Source organism: Paenibacillus xylanexedens (assembly GCF_001908275.1).
Classification (GTDB): domain Bacteria; phylum Bacillota; class Bacilli; order Paenibacillales; family Paenibacillaceae; genus Paenibacillus; species Paenibacillus xylanexedens_A.
Window position 1 is genome coordinate 2,198,425 of sequence record NZ_CP018620.1, and the last position, 17,899, is coordinate 2,216,323.

At 47.1% G+C, this 17,899-nt stretch carries 12 protein-coding genes; 8 read left to right on the top strand and 4 right to left on the bottom strand.

The genetic code is table 11. The features are described from left to right. Window positions 1-3: 3 nt before the first annotated feature. Window positions 4-294 (bottom strand): hypothetical protein, encoded by a 291-nt coding sequence (locus tag BS614_RS31445; protein WP_157116060.1) that lies wholly within the window; start codon window positions 292-294, stop codon window positions 4-6. Between the two features lie 318 nt (window positions 295-612). Here BS614_RS31445 and BS614_RS09605 point away from each other — a divergent pair, with 318 nt between their 5' ends. Then, a complete protein-coding gene (locus tag BS614_RS09605) occupies window positions 613-2,682 on the top strand; it encodes an ATP-binding protein (RefSeq protein WP_074093813.1) in 2,070 nt (689 codons plus the stop codon). A gap of 47 nt (window positions 2,683-2,729) precedes the next feature. Here BS614_RS09605 and BS614_RS09610 read toward each other — a convergent pair whose 3' ends face one another. Further along, a complete protein-coding gene (locus BS614_RS09610) occupies window positions 2,730-4,439 on the bottom strand; it encodes a sigma-54 interaction domain-containing protein (RefSeq protein WP_074093814.1) in 1,710 nt (569 codons plus the stop codon). Between the two features lie 451 nt (window positions 4,440-4,890). Between BS614_RS09610 and BS614_RS31450 the strand changes: the two genes are divergently transcribed. Both BS614_RS31450 and BS614_RS09625 read left to right on the top strand, forming a co-directional pair. Beyond that, the gene (locus BS614_RS31450; protein WP_210436971.1) at window positions 4,891-6,345 is read left to right on the top strand and encodes a collagen-like protein; all 1,455 of its coding nucleotides are present in this window, start codon (window positions 4,891-4,893) and stop codon (window positions 6,343-6,345) included. 83 nt (window positions 6,346-6,428) lie between these two features. Further along, window positions 6,429-8,144, top strand: a complete 1,716-nt coding sequence (locus tag BS614_RS09625) for a YVTN family beta-propeller repeat-containing protein (protein WP_074093817.1) — start codon at window positions 6,429-6,431, stop codon at window positions 8,142-8,144. A gap of 214 nt (window positions 8,145-8,358) precedes the next feature. Here the strand turns inward: BS614_RS09625 and BS614_RS09630 are convergent, their stop codons facing one another. Then, window positions 8,359-9,282, bottom strand: coding sequence for a proline dehydrogenase family protein (locus BS614_RS09630; protein WP_074093818.1), 924 nt, complete (start codon window positions 9,280-9,282; stop codon window positions 8,359-8,361). Window positions 9,283-9,602: 320 nt separating this feature from the next. Here BS614_RS09630 and pruA point away from each other — a divergent pair, with 320 nt between their 5' ends. Both pruA and rpoN read left to right on the top strand, forming a co-directional pair. Further along, window positions 9,603-11,150, top strand: a complete 1,548-nt coding sequence (gene pruA, locus BS614_RS09635) for an L-glutamate gamma-semialdehyde dehydrogenase (RefSeq protein WP_074093819.1) — start codon at window positions 9,603-9,605, stop codon at window positions 11,148-11,150. Window positions 11,151-11,279: 129 nt separating this feature from the next. Further along, window positions 11,280-12,584: an RNA polymerase factor sigma-54 gene (gene rpoN / locus BS614_RS09640; RefSeq protein WP_074093820.1), complete on the top strand. Its 1,305-nt coding sequence runs from the start codon at window positions 11,280-11,282 to the stop codon at window positions 12,582-12,584. 120 nt (window positions 12,585-12,704) lie between these two features. On the opposite strand, the gene BS614_RS09645 is transcribed toward rpoN, so the two are convergent. Next, complete coding sequence (locus tag BS614_RS09645) at window positions 12,705-14,138, bottom strand: aspartate ammonia-lyase (RefSeq protein ID WP_074093821.1); 1,434 nt, start codon at window positions 14,136-14,138, stop codon at window positions 12,705-12,707. Between the two features lie 334 nt (window positions 14,139-14,472). Between BS614_RS09645 and BS614_RS09650 the strand changes: the two genes are divergently transcribed. The 3 genes from BS614_RS09650 to BS614_RS09660 all read left to right on the top strand — a co-directional run bounded on the left by BS614_RS09650 (window position 14,473) and on the right by BS614_RS09660 (window position 17,778). After that, on the top strand, window positions 14,473-15,750 hold the full coding sequence (locus BS614_RS09650; RefSeq protein ID WP_074093822.1) for a methyl-accepting chemotaxis protein: 1,278 nt from the start codon (window positions 14,473-14,475) through the stop codon (window positions 15,748-15,750). Window positions 15,751-15,948: 198 nt separating this feature from the next. Continuing rightward, entirely contained in the window at window positions 15,949-16,794 is an 846-nt protein-coding gene (locus BS614_RS09655) for a hypothetical protein (RefSeq protein WP_074093823.1), read from the top strand. A 276-nt stretch (window positions 16,795-17,070) separates the two neighbouring features. Then, the gene (locus tag BS614_RS09660; RefSeq protein WP_074093824.1) at window positions 17,071-17,778 is read left to right on the top strand and encodes a stalk domain-containing protein; all 708 of its coding nucleotides are present in this window, start codon (window positions 17,071-17,073) and stop codon (window positions 17,776-17,778) included. The last annotated feature ends 121 nt before the right edge of the window (window positions 17,779-17,899 follow it).

Consider the following 17,899-nt stretch of genomic DNA (forward strand, 5'->3'; position numbering starts at 1 on the left):
AGTCTAGCAGTTTTTACTAATCCGCCGGGTATGTCGTAATGAAGCAGGCAGGCGTTGCAGAGTGGAAATGGAGCGTCGGCCCCGATAAAGCTTCGTTTGACCGGAGGAAGGTGCCAGTGATAATGAAGAAGGAGCAGCCAGCCGATACGGGGGTGACGACCGGTCGGGACGTCCTTCCTGTTCTGCTTCATTGCCCTCCATTGAAATGCCACTTTGGTGCAGCCATTCATTAAGTCGTTTGGGATTGATTCCGAGTTGTCCGCTCAGATTACAGATATCGAGGTTTATTCTCACACAAATCCGCCTTTCCTGGAATATCGGGCTGGTAGTAGGGTTTGAAAGGGAAGCATGAATTCGAGATCGGTAAATGCTCATGTACATGTTGGCTGTGCTTGATCGGCGGAATGATCCATTATGTTAAGAAGTAGCGCGGAAGGGTCTATGTATACCTTGTAAAAACGTTTCCATGTCCGCTGTTTTAAATATTTACTATAAATTGGCTTTTAACAAGATTCTATCACTTCACATGCAACTGCGCGTCTCAATATAGTCTCAATTTTGTGAGAAAATATAGTATATTAAAAGTACCAGTATCTAGTACGGAGGACATATATGGGAAACAGTAGTGAGGCTCAATACGATAACTATGTTGGGGATGGGAAACGTTTTGTTGGTCGAGCCAAGGAACTGATGACTCTGGAGCGGTGGTTCAATCATCCGGAAGCGCCACTGACCATATTTTCAATTACGGGTATGGGAGGCATCGGTAAATCTTCCTTGCTTTCAGAGATGTTATCCGTATCTCGTGATCAAGGTGCGACGGCAATATGGATGGATGGCCGATCATGCGGCGCAACGCCTTCCGTTTTTATGGATTATTTGTCCTCTACGTTGGGGTTGGAAACACTGGATAATGACGGATATCCGCGACCACTGAGCTTGCTGAAAGACACTTCGGTCGAGAAGCGATTGGTCTTGGCAGTGGATAATTATGAAGAACTCGCACTGCTGGAAAGTTGGTTCATGGAAGTCTTCATATCCAAACTTCCGTTAAGAGGGATACTTGTCATTCTGGCATCACGCCCAGAACTGGCATCCGCCTGGCGGACACATCCCCGATTGCATCAGCGGTTTGTACAGATGCAGCTTCAACATTTTAACGTCGAAGAGATTTCGGAGTATATCTCGGTTGCGGGCTCTCTGAATCAGGGGATGGCAGGTACTATTACGAGAATGACCGATGGACATCCGCTGGGTCTGGCGCTTGCTGTGGAAGCTGCGGATCAGAGACGGAATCTTCCCCATGCCGAATGGGCTGAACTGTCGCATATGATCAGTGCCCGATTGCTGTTGGAACTGACAATTCCCCGTCTGCATCCCATGGTGGAGGTGTTAACCCTGCTTGGAACAGCAAATCAGGAATTGTTATCATCTGTACTGGATATGACTGTGACCCAAGAAGAGTACCACATGTTGAGACAGATGTCGTTTATTCGTTCCGGCCCGGATGGTCTTGCCCTGCATGACATGGGCAGGGTGCATCTGCTACGGGATTTGCGCCAACGTGAGCCGCATCGGTTGCAGACGATGCGTATCCAAATCGCGAAGTTGCTGAAACCGCTACATGAACAGGCAGGTTCGCATGAGCGCCGCCAGATTGCCCGGAAGATGTTGTTGCTCTGTCAGGAATCCATGCTTCAATTCCGCAAGTACGCGGATGTGTCCCGCGATTCCTTGTTCTCCCCTCTTGAAACGATGAAACAAGAGGATCTGCCTTCGCTGCACAGGCTGTTACAACAATGGTGTGAGTACAGCGTGGCACCAGATCAGGCCGTGTTCTATGGCCCGTTCCTGGATGAGCTGGCGCACCGTTATCCCGAAGGGATCGTATTGATGCGTGACCAGCTTGGAGAGCCGATCGCCATGTTCATTACAGTGCTAGTACATAGGGAAAGTAGCGGGCTGTTACTGAAGTATTTTCCAAATGAGATGAATGAATGCTTCACACCACAGGAGCTTGGCAATGATCCGGATCAGAGTGATACTCACTTTGCTTTGCTGGCTGCGGCAAGAGATGACGTGCCTGGTTACACACGAGAAGAACTGGTGGGGTATATGGCACTGGACCGACTGTCTCTGTTGGGTGATGGTGCGAGAGTGATATTGATTGCAACGAATCCTCATCTGAAGTTGTTCCTGCTGAGTATTGGCTTTCAGATGCGGAGAACCCGAACCCGTGCTTGTGACAGATATGAGGACCCGGCAGATGTGCTTGATTTGGATTTGCGTAGTGGGCAATTCGGAGCGTGGGTTATGTCCCTGCTTGATCCTGAATGGCAAGATGATCGGATACAGCTAGGAACAACGGTGCGGGAGCGGACATCCTGGTCGGAACAGGAGGTTCGCAAGATGCTGGGGCACCTTCGTTCTCCGGGAGAATTGCATAAATATGCTGGCAGGGTTAGAGGAGTAAAGGATGGAATCCAGTTACAGCTGTATGTCATGGATCTGTTGGAAGGCAGAGTGCATGGCCTATCTCCACAGGATCAGATGTTGTTATATGCGGCCTACTGGACGCATGCTGGCAATCCAACTGCCGCAGCCCAGACGTGTTCCATGAGTCGGGCGACATTTTATCGCCATCTCAGAACAGCGCTGACTCGCTTGGCGCGGATTTTGTAGGGTTCTATTCATTCATCATACCGATAATAACGACAAGAAGAGGCTGGTCATAGACCAAGCCTCTTCATGCGATTATAGAGCGTTGCCCTGGAGATGCCAAGCTGCTTGGCGAGGGTTCGTTTGTTACCACTTGATGCTTTCAGATATTGAATTAGAAGTTGCGCTTCATAGGTGTCCAATTTTTGCTGGTAGGTAACACCGGAGACAAGTTCGGAATCATCCGAGGGATCTGATTCGTCCACATTTGCAACTGTTCGAGGTTCTTGTTCTGCTCCCGCCGAATCCTGACGTTGCTGATATTCGTTGTTGGCATGTGAATGGATTCCGGATGTCAGTTGAATTTCGGACTGTTCTTGCATGGTGAGGGAAGTGAGGGTATCGGGCAGATATTCCTGCTTCACCTCACCATCTGTCGTCAGAATGGTCAGGCGTTCGATCACATTTCGTAATTCACGCACATTGCCTGGCCAATCATATTGGAACAGCAACTTGAACACTTCAGGTGGAACCAACTCAATATGACGGTTATAGAGCAATGAGAATTCTTGAAGGAACGTCTGGGTTAATTCATATATATCTTCCTTGCGCATACGCAGAGGAGGGATGACAAGGTTAATGACATTCAGCCGATAGTAGAGATCTTCTCGGAATTGATTACGGGCAATCATACTCATTAGATTTTGGTTGGTTGCTGCGATAATCCGGCAGTTGGCCTGTTTCATACGCGTTCCCCCCACAGGAAAGTAACTCTTCTCCTGCAACACCCGAAGCAGTTTCACTTGTAATTCCAATGGCATCTCACCGATTTCATCCAGAAAAAGAGTACCCCCTTCGGCAAGCTCAATCTTGCCCTTTTTGCCTTTGGGATCTGCTCCGGAGAAGGCACCTTTTTCGTAGCCGAATAACTCACTTTCAAACAAGGAAGCAGGGATTGCCCCACAGTTAATAGCGATGAACGGTGCAGTCTGCAATTCACGTAGATCATGAATGGCTTTGGCGAATAACTCCTTGCCTGTGCCGCTCTCCCCAAGAATAAGTACGGTTGCTGAGGTGGTACTGATCTTGCGAATGGTCTCCATGCACTGCTTGATGACCGGGCTGCTGCCCTTGATTCTGGCAAATGGATCTAATTCGGGACGTAGCCGAGCAACGGCTTTCTCCAGGTGCTGGACTTTGGAGGTCATATGTAATAGTTCCTGATGTAATCGGATTTCGGTTGTTATATCCACTTCGGCAGCAACTGCACCCACAATATGTCCATCCAGTTGGACAGGACGAGCATTAATCAGGGCGAAGAGGTCGGGCCGTGGCTGATGCTGTTTGCGGTAGACCGTTTCACCGGTATACAACGTTTTGAGAGACTGTAGCCGATCTGGAGGGAAAAAGTCCGCCGCAGGTTGTCCGATGATGTCTTTTTTGCTGATCGAAAAAACATGCTCCGCGCCAGTTGTCCAGTAGGCCACCTTGGCGTCTTCATTAATTAATGTCAGAGCTGAACCCGCTGTCTCCAGTGTGGTCTCAAAATAAGCTTCTATTAAGCGATGCGCATGCATCATGGCATGCAAAACATCGGATACGGCGATATATCCCAATAGGGGTCCATCATCCTGAATGAATAAATAAGAAGATGTGTCGAATAAGCAGAAGGCATCTACCAACGATGTTGATGACGGAATGGTAAGTGTGGGGAGGTCTGTATCCAGAACATCCATATCCGTACGCAATAAAGACATTAATTCTGGAAGTAAATGTTTCATCGATATCACCTCAGTTAGAACATAACTTTTGAAAACGACTTCTTTTACATGAGTTACTTACTAGTGATCTACATATGAAATGACTGGAGAATGATGGTTACCCATATTATAACTTTCCAAATGAGGTGTGTATATATTTTTTGACATGAAGCATACATGTTGTCGGCACAGAAGAGATAAATGTTGAATTTCCACTTCTTTTATTTCCTTTTACTATTATTTTAAGGAATTAATACTAATTTGTATGGGCCATTCAGTAATTTAAGTAAGGGTTGAGTTATTAAAAATGACATTTGAGTTACCTGATTAAACTGTTATTTCTCGATCTGCTACACGGGCAGTTGAAGTGATTATTCATATAGAACATGAATTGTCCACACCATTAAGAAACTTCTGAATAATGCTATATGAAGGCAATCCGCATGAAGAAGAACCAAAGGAGGGTAATGAAATGGCTATTCTATCAACTGGGCCCATTGAGAATAATATTTCAGGGATAACAGGGATCCGACCGACTCAATCCGTTACGGTCAAAATCGATAACCGGAATGCGACAGATGTGTTCACAGTACTTCTTTTGGGCTATTACCTTAATGGAGTCAGAACATTATATGTGGAAGAACTGCTCAATGTATCACCTAATCAGGTCATAACCAAAGATTATGATGGGAATTTTGATGCTTTTGAGTTTGTATTTTCAACCTCAGACACGGCTGCTCCAGAAGCACAAATATCCGTATGGGGCAAAGATGCCGCAGACGAATTAGTCGCGGCTCACCGATTGGTATCCCAAGAGTTATTGGGAGAAACGCCGAGCACAACAGGCGTCACAGGAGCCACAGGAGTCACTGGAGCAACAGGCGTCACGGGAGTTACAGGTGTGACAGGGGGCACCGGAGTTACTGGAGTGACAGGAGCGACGGGCATTACGGGAGTAACAGGGGGCACCGGGGCTACTGGAGTGACAGGTGCCACGGGCATTTCTGGAGTAACGGGAAGCACCGGGGCTACTGGCGTAACAGGTGTCACCGGGGTTACAGGAGTAACGGGAGGTACCGGAGCTACCGGGATAACAGGAGCCACGGGCGTTACGGGAGTAACGGGAAGCACCGGGGCCACCGGAATAACAGGAGCCACGGGCGTTACGGGAGTAACGGGAAGCACCGGGGCCACCGGAGTGACAGGAGCGACGGGCATTACGGGAGCAACGGGAAGCACCGGAGCTACTGGCGTAACAGGAGCCACGGGCGTTACGGGAGCAACGGGAAGCACCGGAGCTACTGGCATAACAGGAGCCACGGGCGTTACGGGAGCAACGGGAAGCACCGGAGCTACTGGCGTGACAGGAGCCACTGGCGTTACGGGAGTAACAGGAAGCACTGGAGTTACCGGAGTGACAGGAGCCACGGGCATTACGGGAGTAACAGGAGCAACGGGGGTTACGGGAACTACGGGTGTGACAGGGTCCACTGGAGCAACCGGTACAGCAGGGCAAGGGTTGTCCTCGTACGCCTATATTTTTAATACTTCAGCCCAGACTGTAGCTACCGAAACAGACATAACCTTTGATAGCAACCAAAATCTCAATAATATTACTCACACGCCCAATACCGCTGCGATTATTATTGGTAATGCTGGGGACTATGCGGTGTTCTTTATCGTTGCAGGTGTGCAGGCAAACCAATTCACCCTTTATCAAAACGGAGCCCCTGTAGGTGGCAGTGTATATGGTTCAGGAGCTGGCACTCAACCGAATCCAGGCATGGTCATTATTACCGCTGCTCCCGGTGATGTGCTGACATTACGGAATCATTCCAGTGCATCAGCAGTTGATCTGCAAACTCTGGCAGGCGGAACACAGATCAATGCCAATGCCTCTATTCTTATTCAACAATTGAGCAGCTAACTCAAGCTTGAGCTTTGAAGAAGAATGGGAATCGAGCTACACGATGGGAGGATTTAAAGTCAAATTACAAAGGGGGTTACTGAATGGCCATATTATCAACTGGGCCTATTGAAAATAATATTTCAGGTGTAACAGGCACCCGCCCCACTCAATTTATTACTGTTAAGATTGATAACCGGAATTTGACTGATGTGTATAGTGTACTTCTGTCAGGGTACTTCTTAGATGGAGTTCGGACGTTATATGTTGAAGAGTTATTTAATGTATTGCCTAATCAGGTCGTAACCAAAGACTTTGTGGCTAATTTTGATGCGTTCGAGTTTATATTTTCTACTGCAGACACAGCTGCTCCAGAAGCACAAATTTCGGTGTGGGGCAAAGATGCCGAAGGTGAGTTGGTGACGGCTCATCGGTTGGTGTCGCAGGAGTTGCTGGGTGAATCTCTGGGTATAACAGGTGTTACGGGAGCCACAGGAAATACGGGTGCAACAGGAGCCACGGGAGCTACCGGAGTTACCGGAGTTACCGGAGTTACCGGAGCTACAGGAGCAACAGGTGTTACTGGAAGTACCGGCATTACCGGATCAACAGGAGCCACGGGCGTTACTGGAAGTACCGGGGTAACCGGGGCGACAGGACTGACAGGAGCTACCGGGATTACCGGAGCGACAGGAGCCACGGGCGTTACTGGAAGTACCGGAGTAACCGGAGCGACAGGACTGACAGGAGCTACCGGCATTACCGGAGCAACAGGAGCCACGGGCGTTACTGGAAGTACCGGGGTAACCGGGGCGACAGGACTGACAGGAGCTACCGGGATTACTGGAGCAACAGGAGCAACGGGTGTTACTGGAAGTACCGGTGCCACAGGAAGCACTGGAGTTACTGGAGCAACTGGTGTAACCATACCTACTTCCGTGAATCTAATTTACGTAGCTAATTCTGGAAGTAATAATGTCAGTGTGATTAACGGAAATACCAATGCCATTGTGACCACGATCCCCGTAGGCAGCGAGCCTCAGTTTATAGCAGTGAATTCAAACACCAACCTCATTTATGTGACTAATTTTGGGGACGATACGGTTTCGGTCATTGACGGAAATACCAACACTATTGTCACAACTATTCCGGTAGGTGTTCAGCCAGAGGGGATAGCTGTGAATCTAAACACGAACCTGATTTATGTTAATAATTTTAGCGACAATACAGTTTCCGTCATTAACGGAAATACGAATACGGTTGTTGCAACCATTCCAGTGGGCACTGAACCATTCGGTGTGGCGGTTAATCCAATCACAAACTTCATCTATGTTACTAATGTAGGGGACGGCACAGTTTCTGTCATTGATGGAGATACCAATATCGTTGTAGATACTGTTAATGTAGGCGCACAGCCATTGGGAGTAGCAGTGAATTTAACAGATAACAGGATTTATGTGGTAAATAACGGTGATAACACCGTCTCGGTTATTAGTGGATTTTCCGATAACATTATAGCTACTATTCCGGTGGGAACAGGGCCATTTGGAGTGGGGGTAAATTCAAACACTAACCTTGTCTATGTGTCAAACAACAACGATAATACTGTTTCTGTCATTGACGGAAGTGGCAATACTGTTGTTACTACCATCCCGGTGGGATCTGCACCATCCGGTATCGGCGTGAACCCTTTAACCAATGGAGTTTACGTTGCGAACAATACGGGTGGCAATATCTCTGTAATTGATGGAAATAGCAATACCGTTTCAGACACAATTACCGTAAACTCCGGACCATTGGGTATAGGGATAAATCCGTAATGAGCTTGTAATTTTGATTAATAAATGAGTGTGTCCAGAAAAATAGACATTTAAAATTGGGGTTGCTAATTTTTTAGACATTAAGAGAAGAAACGGAAAGTTAGATACTCTTGTAAAGTGTTCCTACAGAAAAAACCATGTGCCCAGAAAGAAAGAGGCAACATGGTTTTCTTTTGTCTTTTTTCATATATATATTGATCCAGCTGGAAAATAACTATCGGAACATATTCTTAACGACCATCCAGAGATTAGCCGGTTTTTCGGCCAAACGGCGGGTATAGTACGGATACCACATGGTGCCATAAGGTACGTAACAGCGAATGCGATAGCCTTCTTTGGCGAGACGTTCCTGTTCGCTCATGCGCAGACCATATAACATCTGAAATTCAAAGGCATCCAGAGAGATTCCCCGATCCTTGGCGTATTGTTTTGTCCAGTTAATGATGTGATCATCATGCGAGGCAACCGCAGTGTACACACCCTGATCGAGGTGATTACGAATCATCGTTTTGAATTGATGAATGACTTCAGAAGTATTCTGATAGGCGACTGATCCGGGTTCTTTGTAAGCACCTTTAACCAGCCGAAGCCGAATGCCTTCCCGAATCATATCACGTGTATCTTCTTCGGTGCGATGCAGGTAGGCTTGCAATACTGTGCCTGTATTATGCAGTCCTTCCGAGTGCAGTCTTCGGACAATATCCAGCGTTGCTTGAGTAAATGGACTATCCTCCATATCAATTCGAACAAATAGATCATGTAATTTGGCTTGTGCGGCAACGGTACGGATATTTCGATAACCCTCTTCCGGGTCAAGTGCGAGGCCCATCTGGGTTGGTTTCAGCGAGACGTTGGAGTCTACGCCTTCACGTGCAATGCCTTCTACCAGTCGTACATACTCATCCCTGTATAATGCCGCTTCGCTTAGACGTGTGATACCTTCACCCAGATGATCGAGCGTAGCCATAATGCCTTTATTATTGAGTATGTGGATCTCTTTGAGAGCTTCTTCCAAGGTGTTTCCTGCGATAAATTTGCCTGCCAGCTTCTTACCATATCTAATGGACAGGTTCTCTACAGCTTTGTTGCCTGCCACGGTTAATAAGGTTTTACGATATATTTCCGTTCCCACACTCATTTTCGTTTCCTCCTTCAGCATTGTGCAAACTTAATTCAAGCAAGAAACGTGCCAGATTTGGCGATGGTCTACTATTTTTCATGGAAATTTTAACTTTATAAAAAGGAATTAAAAAAATCTGGGGATAACAGCGATCGGAAGGTTATTCTGTCATCGGAGTGGCCCGCGTGAATTTTCAGTAGTTGAATTTAACGAGAAAAATATTTCAATCTCAACCGGAGTTGGCACGGATTTTGCTACATATATTTGGTGATGAGTAACATGCAAAATAATTCAGGCGAGCAGCCAGCGAATCCCACATCTTGAAGGAGGAATCATTGATGAATATCCCTTTTGTTAACGAACCATTCACACCCTTTGCAGTCCAGGCGAACCAGGAAGCATTTGAAGACGCACTTCGTCAGGTAGAAGCTGAACTTGGGCAGGAATACCCGATTATTATTGGTGGGCAAAAAATAACAAGCAGCCGCACGTTAACTTCCGTGAACCCCGCAGCCAAGAATCAAGTTGTCGGAACGATCCATCAGGCAGATCGAGAATTGGCCGAAAAGGCCATTCAGACAGCGGCGGAGACATTCCAGACATGGAAACATACGGACCCGAATGAACGGGCTCGTTATCTATACAAAGCAGCTGCCATTATGCGCCGTCGCAAGCATGAGTTCTCTGCATGGATGGTTTATGAAGCCGGCAAGACTTGGCCTGAAGCCGATGCGGATACAGCGGAAGCCATTGATTTTATGGAATTCTATGCACGGGATATGCAGCGACTGAGTGAACCGCAGCCCCTCGTGCGGATTGCAGGGGAAGATAATGAACTGAGTTATATACCGCTGGGCGTTGGTGTTGTTATTCCACCTTGGAACTTCCCGCTGGCAATTATGGCAGGCATGACCTCTGCTGCACTGGTATCCGGCAACACGGTGGTGTTAAAACCCGCCAGTACAACTCCGGTGATTGCCGCCAAGTTTATGGAGCTGCTCGCAGAAGTTGGCCTGCCAGATGGCGTTGTGAACTTCTTACCAGGACCAGGCAGTGAAGTGGGTGATTATCTCGTGGATCATGCGCTCACCCGTTTTATCAGTTTCACCGGTTCCAGAGATGTAGGACTGCGAATTAATGAACGTGCAGCACGAACAGCTCCATGTCAGAAGTGGATCAAACGGGTTATTGCAGAGATGGGCGGCAAGGATTCCATCGTAGTAGACAGTGACAGTGATCTGGAACTCGCGGCAGAGTCCATTACCGCTTCGGCATTTGGTTTCTCAGGACAGAAATGTTCGGCGTGTTCCCGTGCCATTATTCATAAGGATGTATATGATGAAGTATTGCAAAAAGTGATTGAACGGACACAGAAACTGACGATGGGTAGTCCGCTTGAAGTTGGCAGTCAGGTTGGGCCAGTTATCGATGACAAGGCCTATGCGAAGATCACGGAATATATTGAAATTGGCAAGAGAGAGGGTCGTCTTGTACATGGTGGCGGTACCGGGAACGTTGAAGGGTATTTCATTGAACCAACCATAATTGCCGATGTGGACCCGAAAGCCCGAATTGCTCAGGATGAAATTTTTGGACCTGTGCTTGCGTTCATCAAAGCAGATTCCTTTCAGGATGCATTGGATATCGCTAATAATACAGACTATGGTCTGACCGGCGCGGTGATCTCACGTAATCGTGAACATCTGGAACAGGCAAGACGTGAATACTTTGCGGGTAATCTGTATTTCAACCGGAAATGTACCGGAGCACTGGTTGGCACACATCCATTTGGCGGATTTAACATGTCAGGCACGGATTCCAAGGCAGGTGGAAGAGACTATCTGCTGCTATTTACACAGGCGAAGCTGGTGTCGGAGAAATACTAGACAGATTAGCCATAATCCAACTAAAAATTTCTTACATTTGCTTGAATAGTATGCTATTATCCCTGCAAATCCTTTTGTTCGTATAAGAAACACAGATGTTTATTGCCGAAGGCATAAGGAGGGAAACGGATGTTAGGTGTTCAGTTGGTACAGGAACAACGTATTCGGCTGTCCATCACGCCGGAGATGAAACAATCCTTTCATTTGCTAACCATGTCTGGCCATGATCTGACCCGTTACTTGCTGGATGCAGCGGAGGAAAATCCAGTACTTGAACTGGAAGAACAAGCAGCGCCTCTCGCCCGGATTCCGCGGCGAATGGATCAGCGCAGGTATGATTCCTATGATCCGTTGCTTCAGGCCAAAGGTGCCGAACCTACTTTGGAACAATTGCTGATTGCGCAAATTCGAGTGATGACAATTCCAGACGAATTGGAAAATATGGCGGTATATTTGGCAGGGTGCGTTAATGATGATGGTTATCTGACGGTTGAACTGGCAGAGGTGCAAGCAACACTTGAGCTTCCGATGAGCAAGATTGCAGCGGGACTGGAGCTTCTCCAATCGCTGGACCCTGCTGGTGTAGGGGCGCGGAATCTGCAAGAATGTCTGTTGCTCCAGATTAGACGTGATCCATCAGCAGCGCTGAATGCGGAGCGGATGTTAGGAGCGGGATTGGAAGCACTGGTTCCTTTTCACCCAGGTAGAACAGGGAGTCGATTAGGTATGACTTTACGGGAAGCTCAGACTGCCTATGACTATATTACACGTCTGGACCCCAAGCCCTGTCGATCCATCGGATGTACAGAACGGCCACATTACATTATTCCGGATGCCATTGTTGGGTTGCGTAACGGTGAGGTCCATTATAGTTTGCATGCAGCAGGTAACCCTCGTGTATCGATGAATGAAGCGTGCTTCCGCTGGATCAGGGAAGAGGCTCCCGACGCAATCTGGTCTACCCGCGTGGCAGAGGCGAGGGCTATCATTCGGAGTGTACATTTGCGGCGCAGGACTTTAGTACGTGTGCTGACGGCAGTGATGGAAGAGCAGAAGCACTTTTTGGTCAAAGGCCCATCCGCGCTAAAACCGCTTAATCTGGCTGTTATTGCAGAGAAGATTGGCATGCATGAATCAACGGTAAGTCGTGCGGTGAACGGTAAATACATTGAGACCCCACATGGTGTATATGAACTCAGGGCTTTTTTTGACTCGGGAATCAGTACAACGTCAGGGGATAAAACATCAGCAACAGCGGTGAAACGTAGATTAAAAGAAATCATTCGCACGGAACAGGCTCAGCGTCCATACTCGGATAGTCATTTGGCTACACTGCTCGCCGAGGAGGGAATTGTCATCTCTCGTAGAACGGTTGCCAAGTACAGGGAGGAACTTCAGATTCTGCCTTCCCTTGAGCGTAAACGGTGGGCTTAATCGAATAGCTGGCGTCTTATCATCTCTGAATACAAGAACCCCCGCAAACCGGATGAACGGTCTGCGAGGGTTCTTGTTAATTATTTGTGTTTGGGTTGCTGCATCAGTTTTCCTGATTACCTACAAACGTTCCATATTACGCAGGAAGTGTTCTCCGGCAATCCCTGGTGTAGTCATCTGTTCCGGATGAAGAATCTCTTCCAGTTCTTCCGGTGTCAGCAATCCGCGTTCGAGAATAATCTCTTGCAAGGAAAGTCCAGTCTTGAGCGCTTCCTTCACGATGGAAGCTGCCACATTATAACCTAAGTGCGGGTTCAACGCCGTAACCACACTGAAACTTTGCTTCATGATTAATTCGCAGCGCTCACGGTTAGCTTCCATCTCTTCAACTGCATAACGTGTGAACACATCGATGCCGTTATTCATAATTTTCAGCGATTGCAGCAAGTTGAACGCAATAACTGGGCCCATGACATTCAGCTCGAATTGACCGGCTTCACACGCCATACAGATCGTATGATCATTCCCCATCACCTGGAAGGATACCTGGTTAATGACTTCTGCCATAACGGGGTTGACTTTGCCCGGCATAATGGACGAACCTGGCTGACGCGGTGGCAGGCGCAATTCATTGAATCCTGCACGCGGACCTGAAGCCATCATGCGAATATCATTACAGATTTTGGAAAGGCTAACCGCACATACCTTCAGCGCCGCTGAAAGTTCCAGATAGGCATCTGTGTTCTGCGTTGCATCCACGAGATGCTCAGCTGTTTGTAGTGGAAGTCCGGTAACATCAGACAGGTGCTCTGTAACCTTGACGATATATTCGGGTTTGGCATTAAGTCCAGTACCTACCGCAGTTGCACCCATGTTAATGGTAAGCAGGCGGCGATTGGCGAATTCAAGACGCTCGATATCCCGTCCGATGACGCGGGCATAAGCACCGAATTCTTGTCCAAGGCGAATAGGCACGGCATCCTGAAGATGGGTACGGCCAACCTTGACCACATCGTTGAATTCCACTTCTTTTTTACGGAACGCATCCTGTAGTCTTTTCATAGTAGCGAGTAACGTCTCCGACAGTCGGTACGCCGCAATGCGCAGTGCTGTAGGTACTACGTCATTGGTGGACTGGGACATGTTCACATGATTATTGGGATTGCAATGGAAGTAGTCTCCCTTGCTTTTGGTTAACAGTTCCAGCCCGCGGTTGGCCAAAATTTCGTTCATATTCATATTCATGGAGGTGCCTGCACCGCCCTGAATGGAGTCTACAATAAAATGATCCAGATGATGGCCTTTCATCATTTCTTCAGCCGCCATGACAATCACATCGCCAATCTTGCTCGGCAGCATCTTCAACTCCATGTTGGTAATCGCTGCTGCCTTCTTCACCGCAGCCAGAGCCGTGATCAGCTCCCGGTGTACCGGAACGCCGGTAATCGGGAAGTTTTCCACGGCCCGTACCGTCTGAATTCCGTAATAAGCATAAGCCGGGATTTCTTTTTCACCGATAAAATCTTTCTCCGTCCGTGTGGACATAGTAGACATCTCGTTCGCCTCCAGTGGCATCAATAAAAATAGTTCGGCTCCAGCGTTGCTGAAGCGCACTCAGTATATCATTTAAGCAAAATGGATGCCAATCTAAATCATTTGGCCTCTTGTGCCGATAATAAATAAAATTAGGGATATTAAATGGAATATTATTCAATTTTTAAGAAAGGGAGGGGTGGCCAAGCTTGTCTTATACATTATGCGCTTTATGGTAGAGAAGTCATGCATGAACGGCAAGTATGGGGGAAATAGAACGTTTTCAGTGATATATATCACATGAAATTTGGTACTTGATTGGTAAAATAGGAAAAAAGGACTACGGGGTGTGCATATGAAATGGACTTTAGGAGCAAAGACTGTCGCAGGTCTGGTACTGATTTCGATTATTACCTACGGAACTAGCGGCTTTTTTATATTTTTTGTCAAAGACTGGGTTACGTTAGATATTCCGAATTGGGTATACATATCGATTATCCTGATCATGGGAGTATGCTGGAACGGGATTCTGGGATGGTTTGCCTCACGCTGGCTGACTCGTCCAATCGTTCACCTGTCCCGGGCTGCACAGCAGGTTTCAGCGGGGGATCTGACAACCGAAATTCCGCAGCGACGCACGCAGGATGAACTTACCGTATTATATGATGCTTTTCGCGCAATGGTTTCTAACCTTCGAAGCATTGTAAATGATATTGCAGACAGTACAAGAACGACTTCACAGAACGCACAGTCTCTGAGTGAAGCGATTACCCAAGCCGCCGAACAGATCGAGATGATGTCGGATGCGGTGGATCATATTGCTGTAGGCGTAGAAGAGCAGAAGGTCACTTCCCATCAATCTCTGATCACTGCGGATGAGATGCTGAACGATTTCCAGCGTATGCATAGCCAGTCCATGGACATGACAGAGATGTCCGGTCAGATGGAACGATCGGTGGATCATACAAAACAGACTTTCTCATCGTTGATGAAAGGGATGGACGAGCTGGCCGAGTCGCACAATCGTTCTCGCGACATTATGTTGTTGCTGGAGAAGGAAGCCTCCGATATCGAGGTAATAACCCAGTCTGTCAAAAACATCGCTGAGGAAACAGGGTTACTTGCCCTGAATGCATCCATTGAGGCTGCACGAGCTGGCGAAGAAGGTTCTGGTTTTGCAGTCGTGGCGCAGCAGATCCGCAAGCTGGCAGACGAAAGTAAGGCATCGGTACACCGTATTAATGAGTTGATTAGTCGTGTGCAAGAGCGGATCAGGGAGACAGCTCAACTGTCTCATGAGCAGCATGGTCTCGTGGTTAATGAATCGGAGCGGACCATCTCTGTGGATCAGACGTTGCATGAACTGACAGGCACGGTGGAAGTATTTATGAAGGGTGCGCATGATATCGGTTCCAAGATTGCAGAACAGACCGGTCGCGTGGAGCAAACGCACGGTCATGTGAAGAAGATCCAGGGGAAAGCCGGATCGTTCTCGGATGAGGCGAGACGAATTATGGATGCCGCACACGAAGAGACAGCCATCATGGAGGAGATTTCATCCTCGGCTGAAGAACTGAGACAATTAACCGATCGGTTATTGGACAAAACCAAAGCATTCCGGATGCAGCCTTAAGCTGTGTTCGGGATTTTTTTTGTTTTTGGAGAACAGTTTTGGAATGATAATTTGCTTATTCTGGTTAAAGCCGAACGTTCTTTCGTGTAAACGAAAATTTGTAAAGATTATTTTATGAAAGATTAACAAATTCGCAACTTGCAGGCGATAAATGAAGATATAATAGGATTATCACAACAGATAAAGGAGCCCAGTATATTGAAAACTTGGACAGGTATCCTGCTGATGATTATTTTGGCGGTAGCTACAATTAGTACAACTTCGGCTGCCAGAACCATGAATGAATCGCAAAAACAGCTTAACATAGATGATCAATCCAGCCAGACCGAAGTGGTCGAGGCTTCCAATATAGATACACTGCATGACACAGCGAAGACAACACAGGAATCCATTCCCGTGATAGAGGAATACGTTTCGGTAGCTCCAGAGAATGAGAACGTCAGATTATACCCTATGAAAGTTGAGGGTTCAGGATATATATATAACGGAATGATTTTGGAAGTGGACGGCAAAACGCGAGATTTTAGTGATTGGCAGGGAGAAGGCGGGTCTTACAAACCCGAAGTGCACGAGCTGGATCTGAATGGAGACGGCCAGAAAGAAATTATTGTTTTGTACACGGAAGGTCATGGAACAGGTATTTATTTGGGACAAGCACGTATCATTAATCCGGTAACGCTGGAAGAGATGAAGATGCAATCTCTGGATGAGATTGCGAAACAACATGTGAAGTCGAAAGTTACGGTTAGATCAGACCGCGTGGATGTTGATGTCGCCATAGATGGCGTTCAAGCAGAACCTTTACGGATCGAGGAAGATACGAGTGGCGGCGTATATAACGAAGAGTTGGGATTCGGTGGAGTAACCTATTACAGTGTAGAAGATGGCCAGCTTGTCGTATCAGCAGCAGGATCTTACGGTGCGGCTTTATATGCGGGTGATCTGACATTCACTTATGAGTATCAAGATGGCGAGTGGAAGGCCGTAGATTTGAAGTACAGCATGGAAATGTATGAAGAAGAATATTATGAATCTTTTGATTGATAGCGTCGTGTAGACACTGGTGTGGCGAGGGTTGGCAGTTCTCGTGGTGAAAGTGAAGTTCTGCCAGATATGCATGTGCAAAGAATAGCTACCTATCTCCCTTGACGGGTAGTAGGGAACAGGACGAGGCTGAAAAAAATCGGGACATACAGCCTCGTTTTGTGCTGCCTACAGATAGGGAATTTGTACTAAAAATGCAGTAAACAATTGACATTATCACTTTAGTCGTTTAAATGTATAAAGGACAAATCATTTTAACATTCAGGAGGGATTTTGATGAAGAAAAAGGTTGTACTGGGTTTGATGGTAGGCACATTAACGCTTGGGATCGGAACAGGTGCACTCGCAGCAACAGGACTGGAACAGATTAAAGCTTATCTGAACAGCAAGATTACGCTAAAAATGAATGGTGCCACGGTGACAGCCAAAGATGCCAATGGTAAAACAGTGTTGCCTATCACTTACAACGGAACGACTTATTTGCCTGTGCGTGCTGTGGGATCTTTGCTTGGGACAGAGATCACTTATGACAGTGCAACTTCATCCGTCCTGATTGGCGGAACGAATGGATCTGCGCCCGTAACCAACGGAAAAGTAACGCTGAGTGCACTTGGAACATCCGTACTGGGATCTACCGCTTGGCACACCAAAGATCCTAAGGATACCACATATAAAGGCAAGGATTACAAGGATGTTTATCTGCATAATGATCCTACGAAACAGGGGGATGATATCCAGATTAATACGGGTAAAAAGTATTCTTCTCTGCACTTGGAACTTGCCGCGCTGAAAGGAAATCAGGAGATTCATATCTATGATCAGGATCTCGCGACACTCAAAAAGTTCAATATCTCTCCAGAAAGCGGTATGATGAGTCTAGATGTGGATGTTAAAGGTACAGACGCTGTCTATGTAGAGATTGTATCTGAAGATCCGGGTTCGGCTCTGTTTGTACCGCTCACAACATCGTATCTGACGAAGTAAAACACAATCTGCAAGTTTGCGACCTTACAGAAGGGGCAAGGCAAGCATAAACATAAAAAAACGATGATTCACTAGGCGATTCCTGAACCGTATCCGGTATTCAGAGTTGCCTGGTGAACAT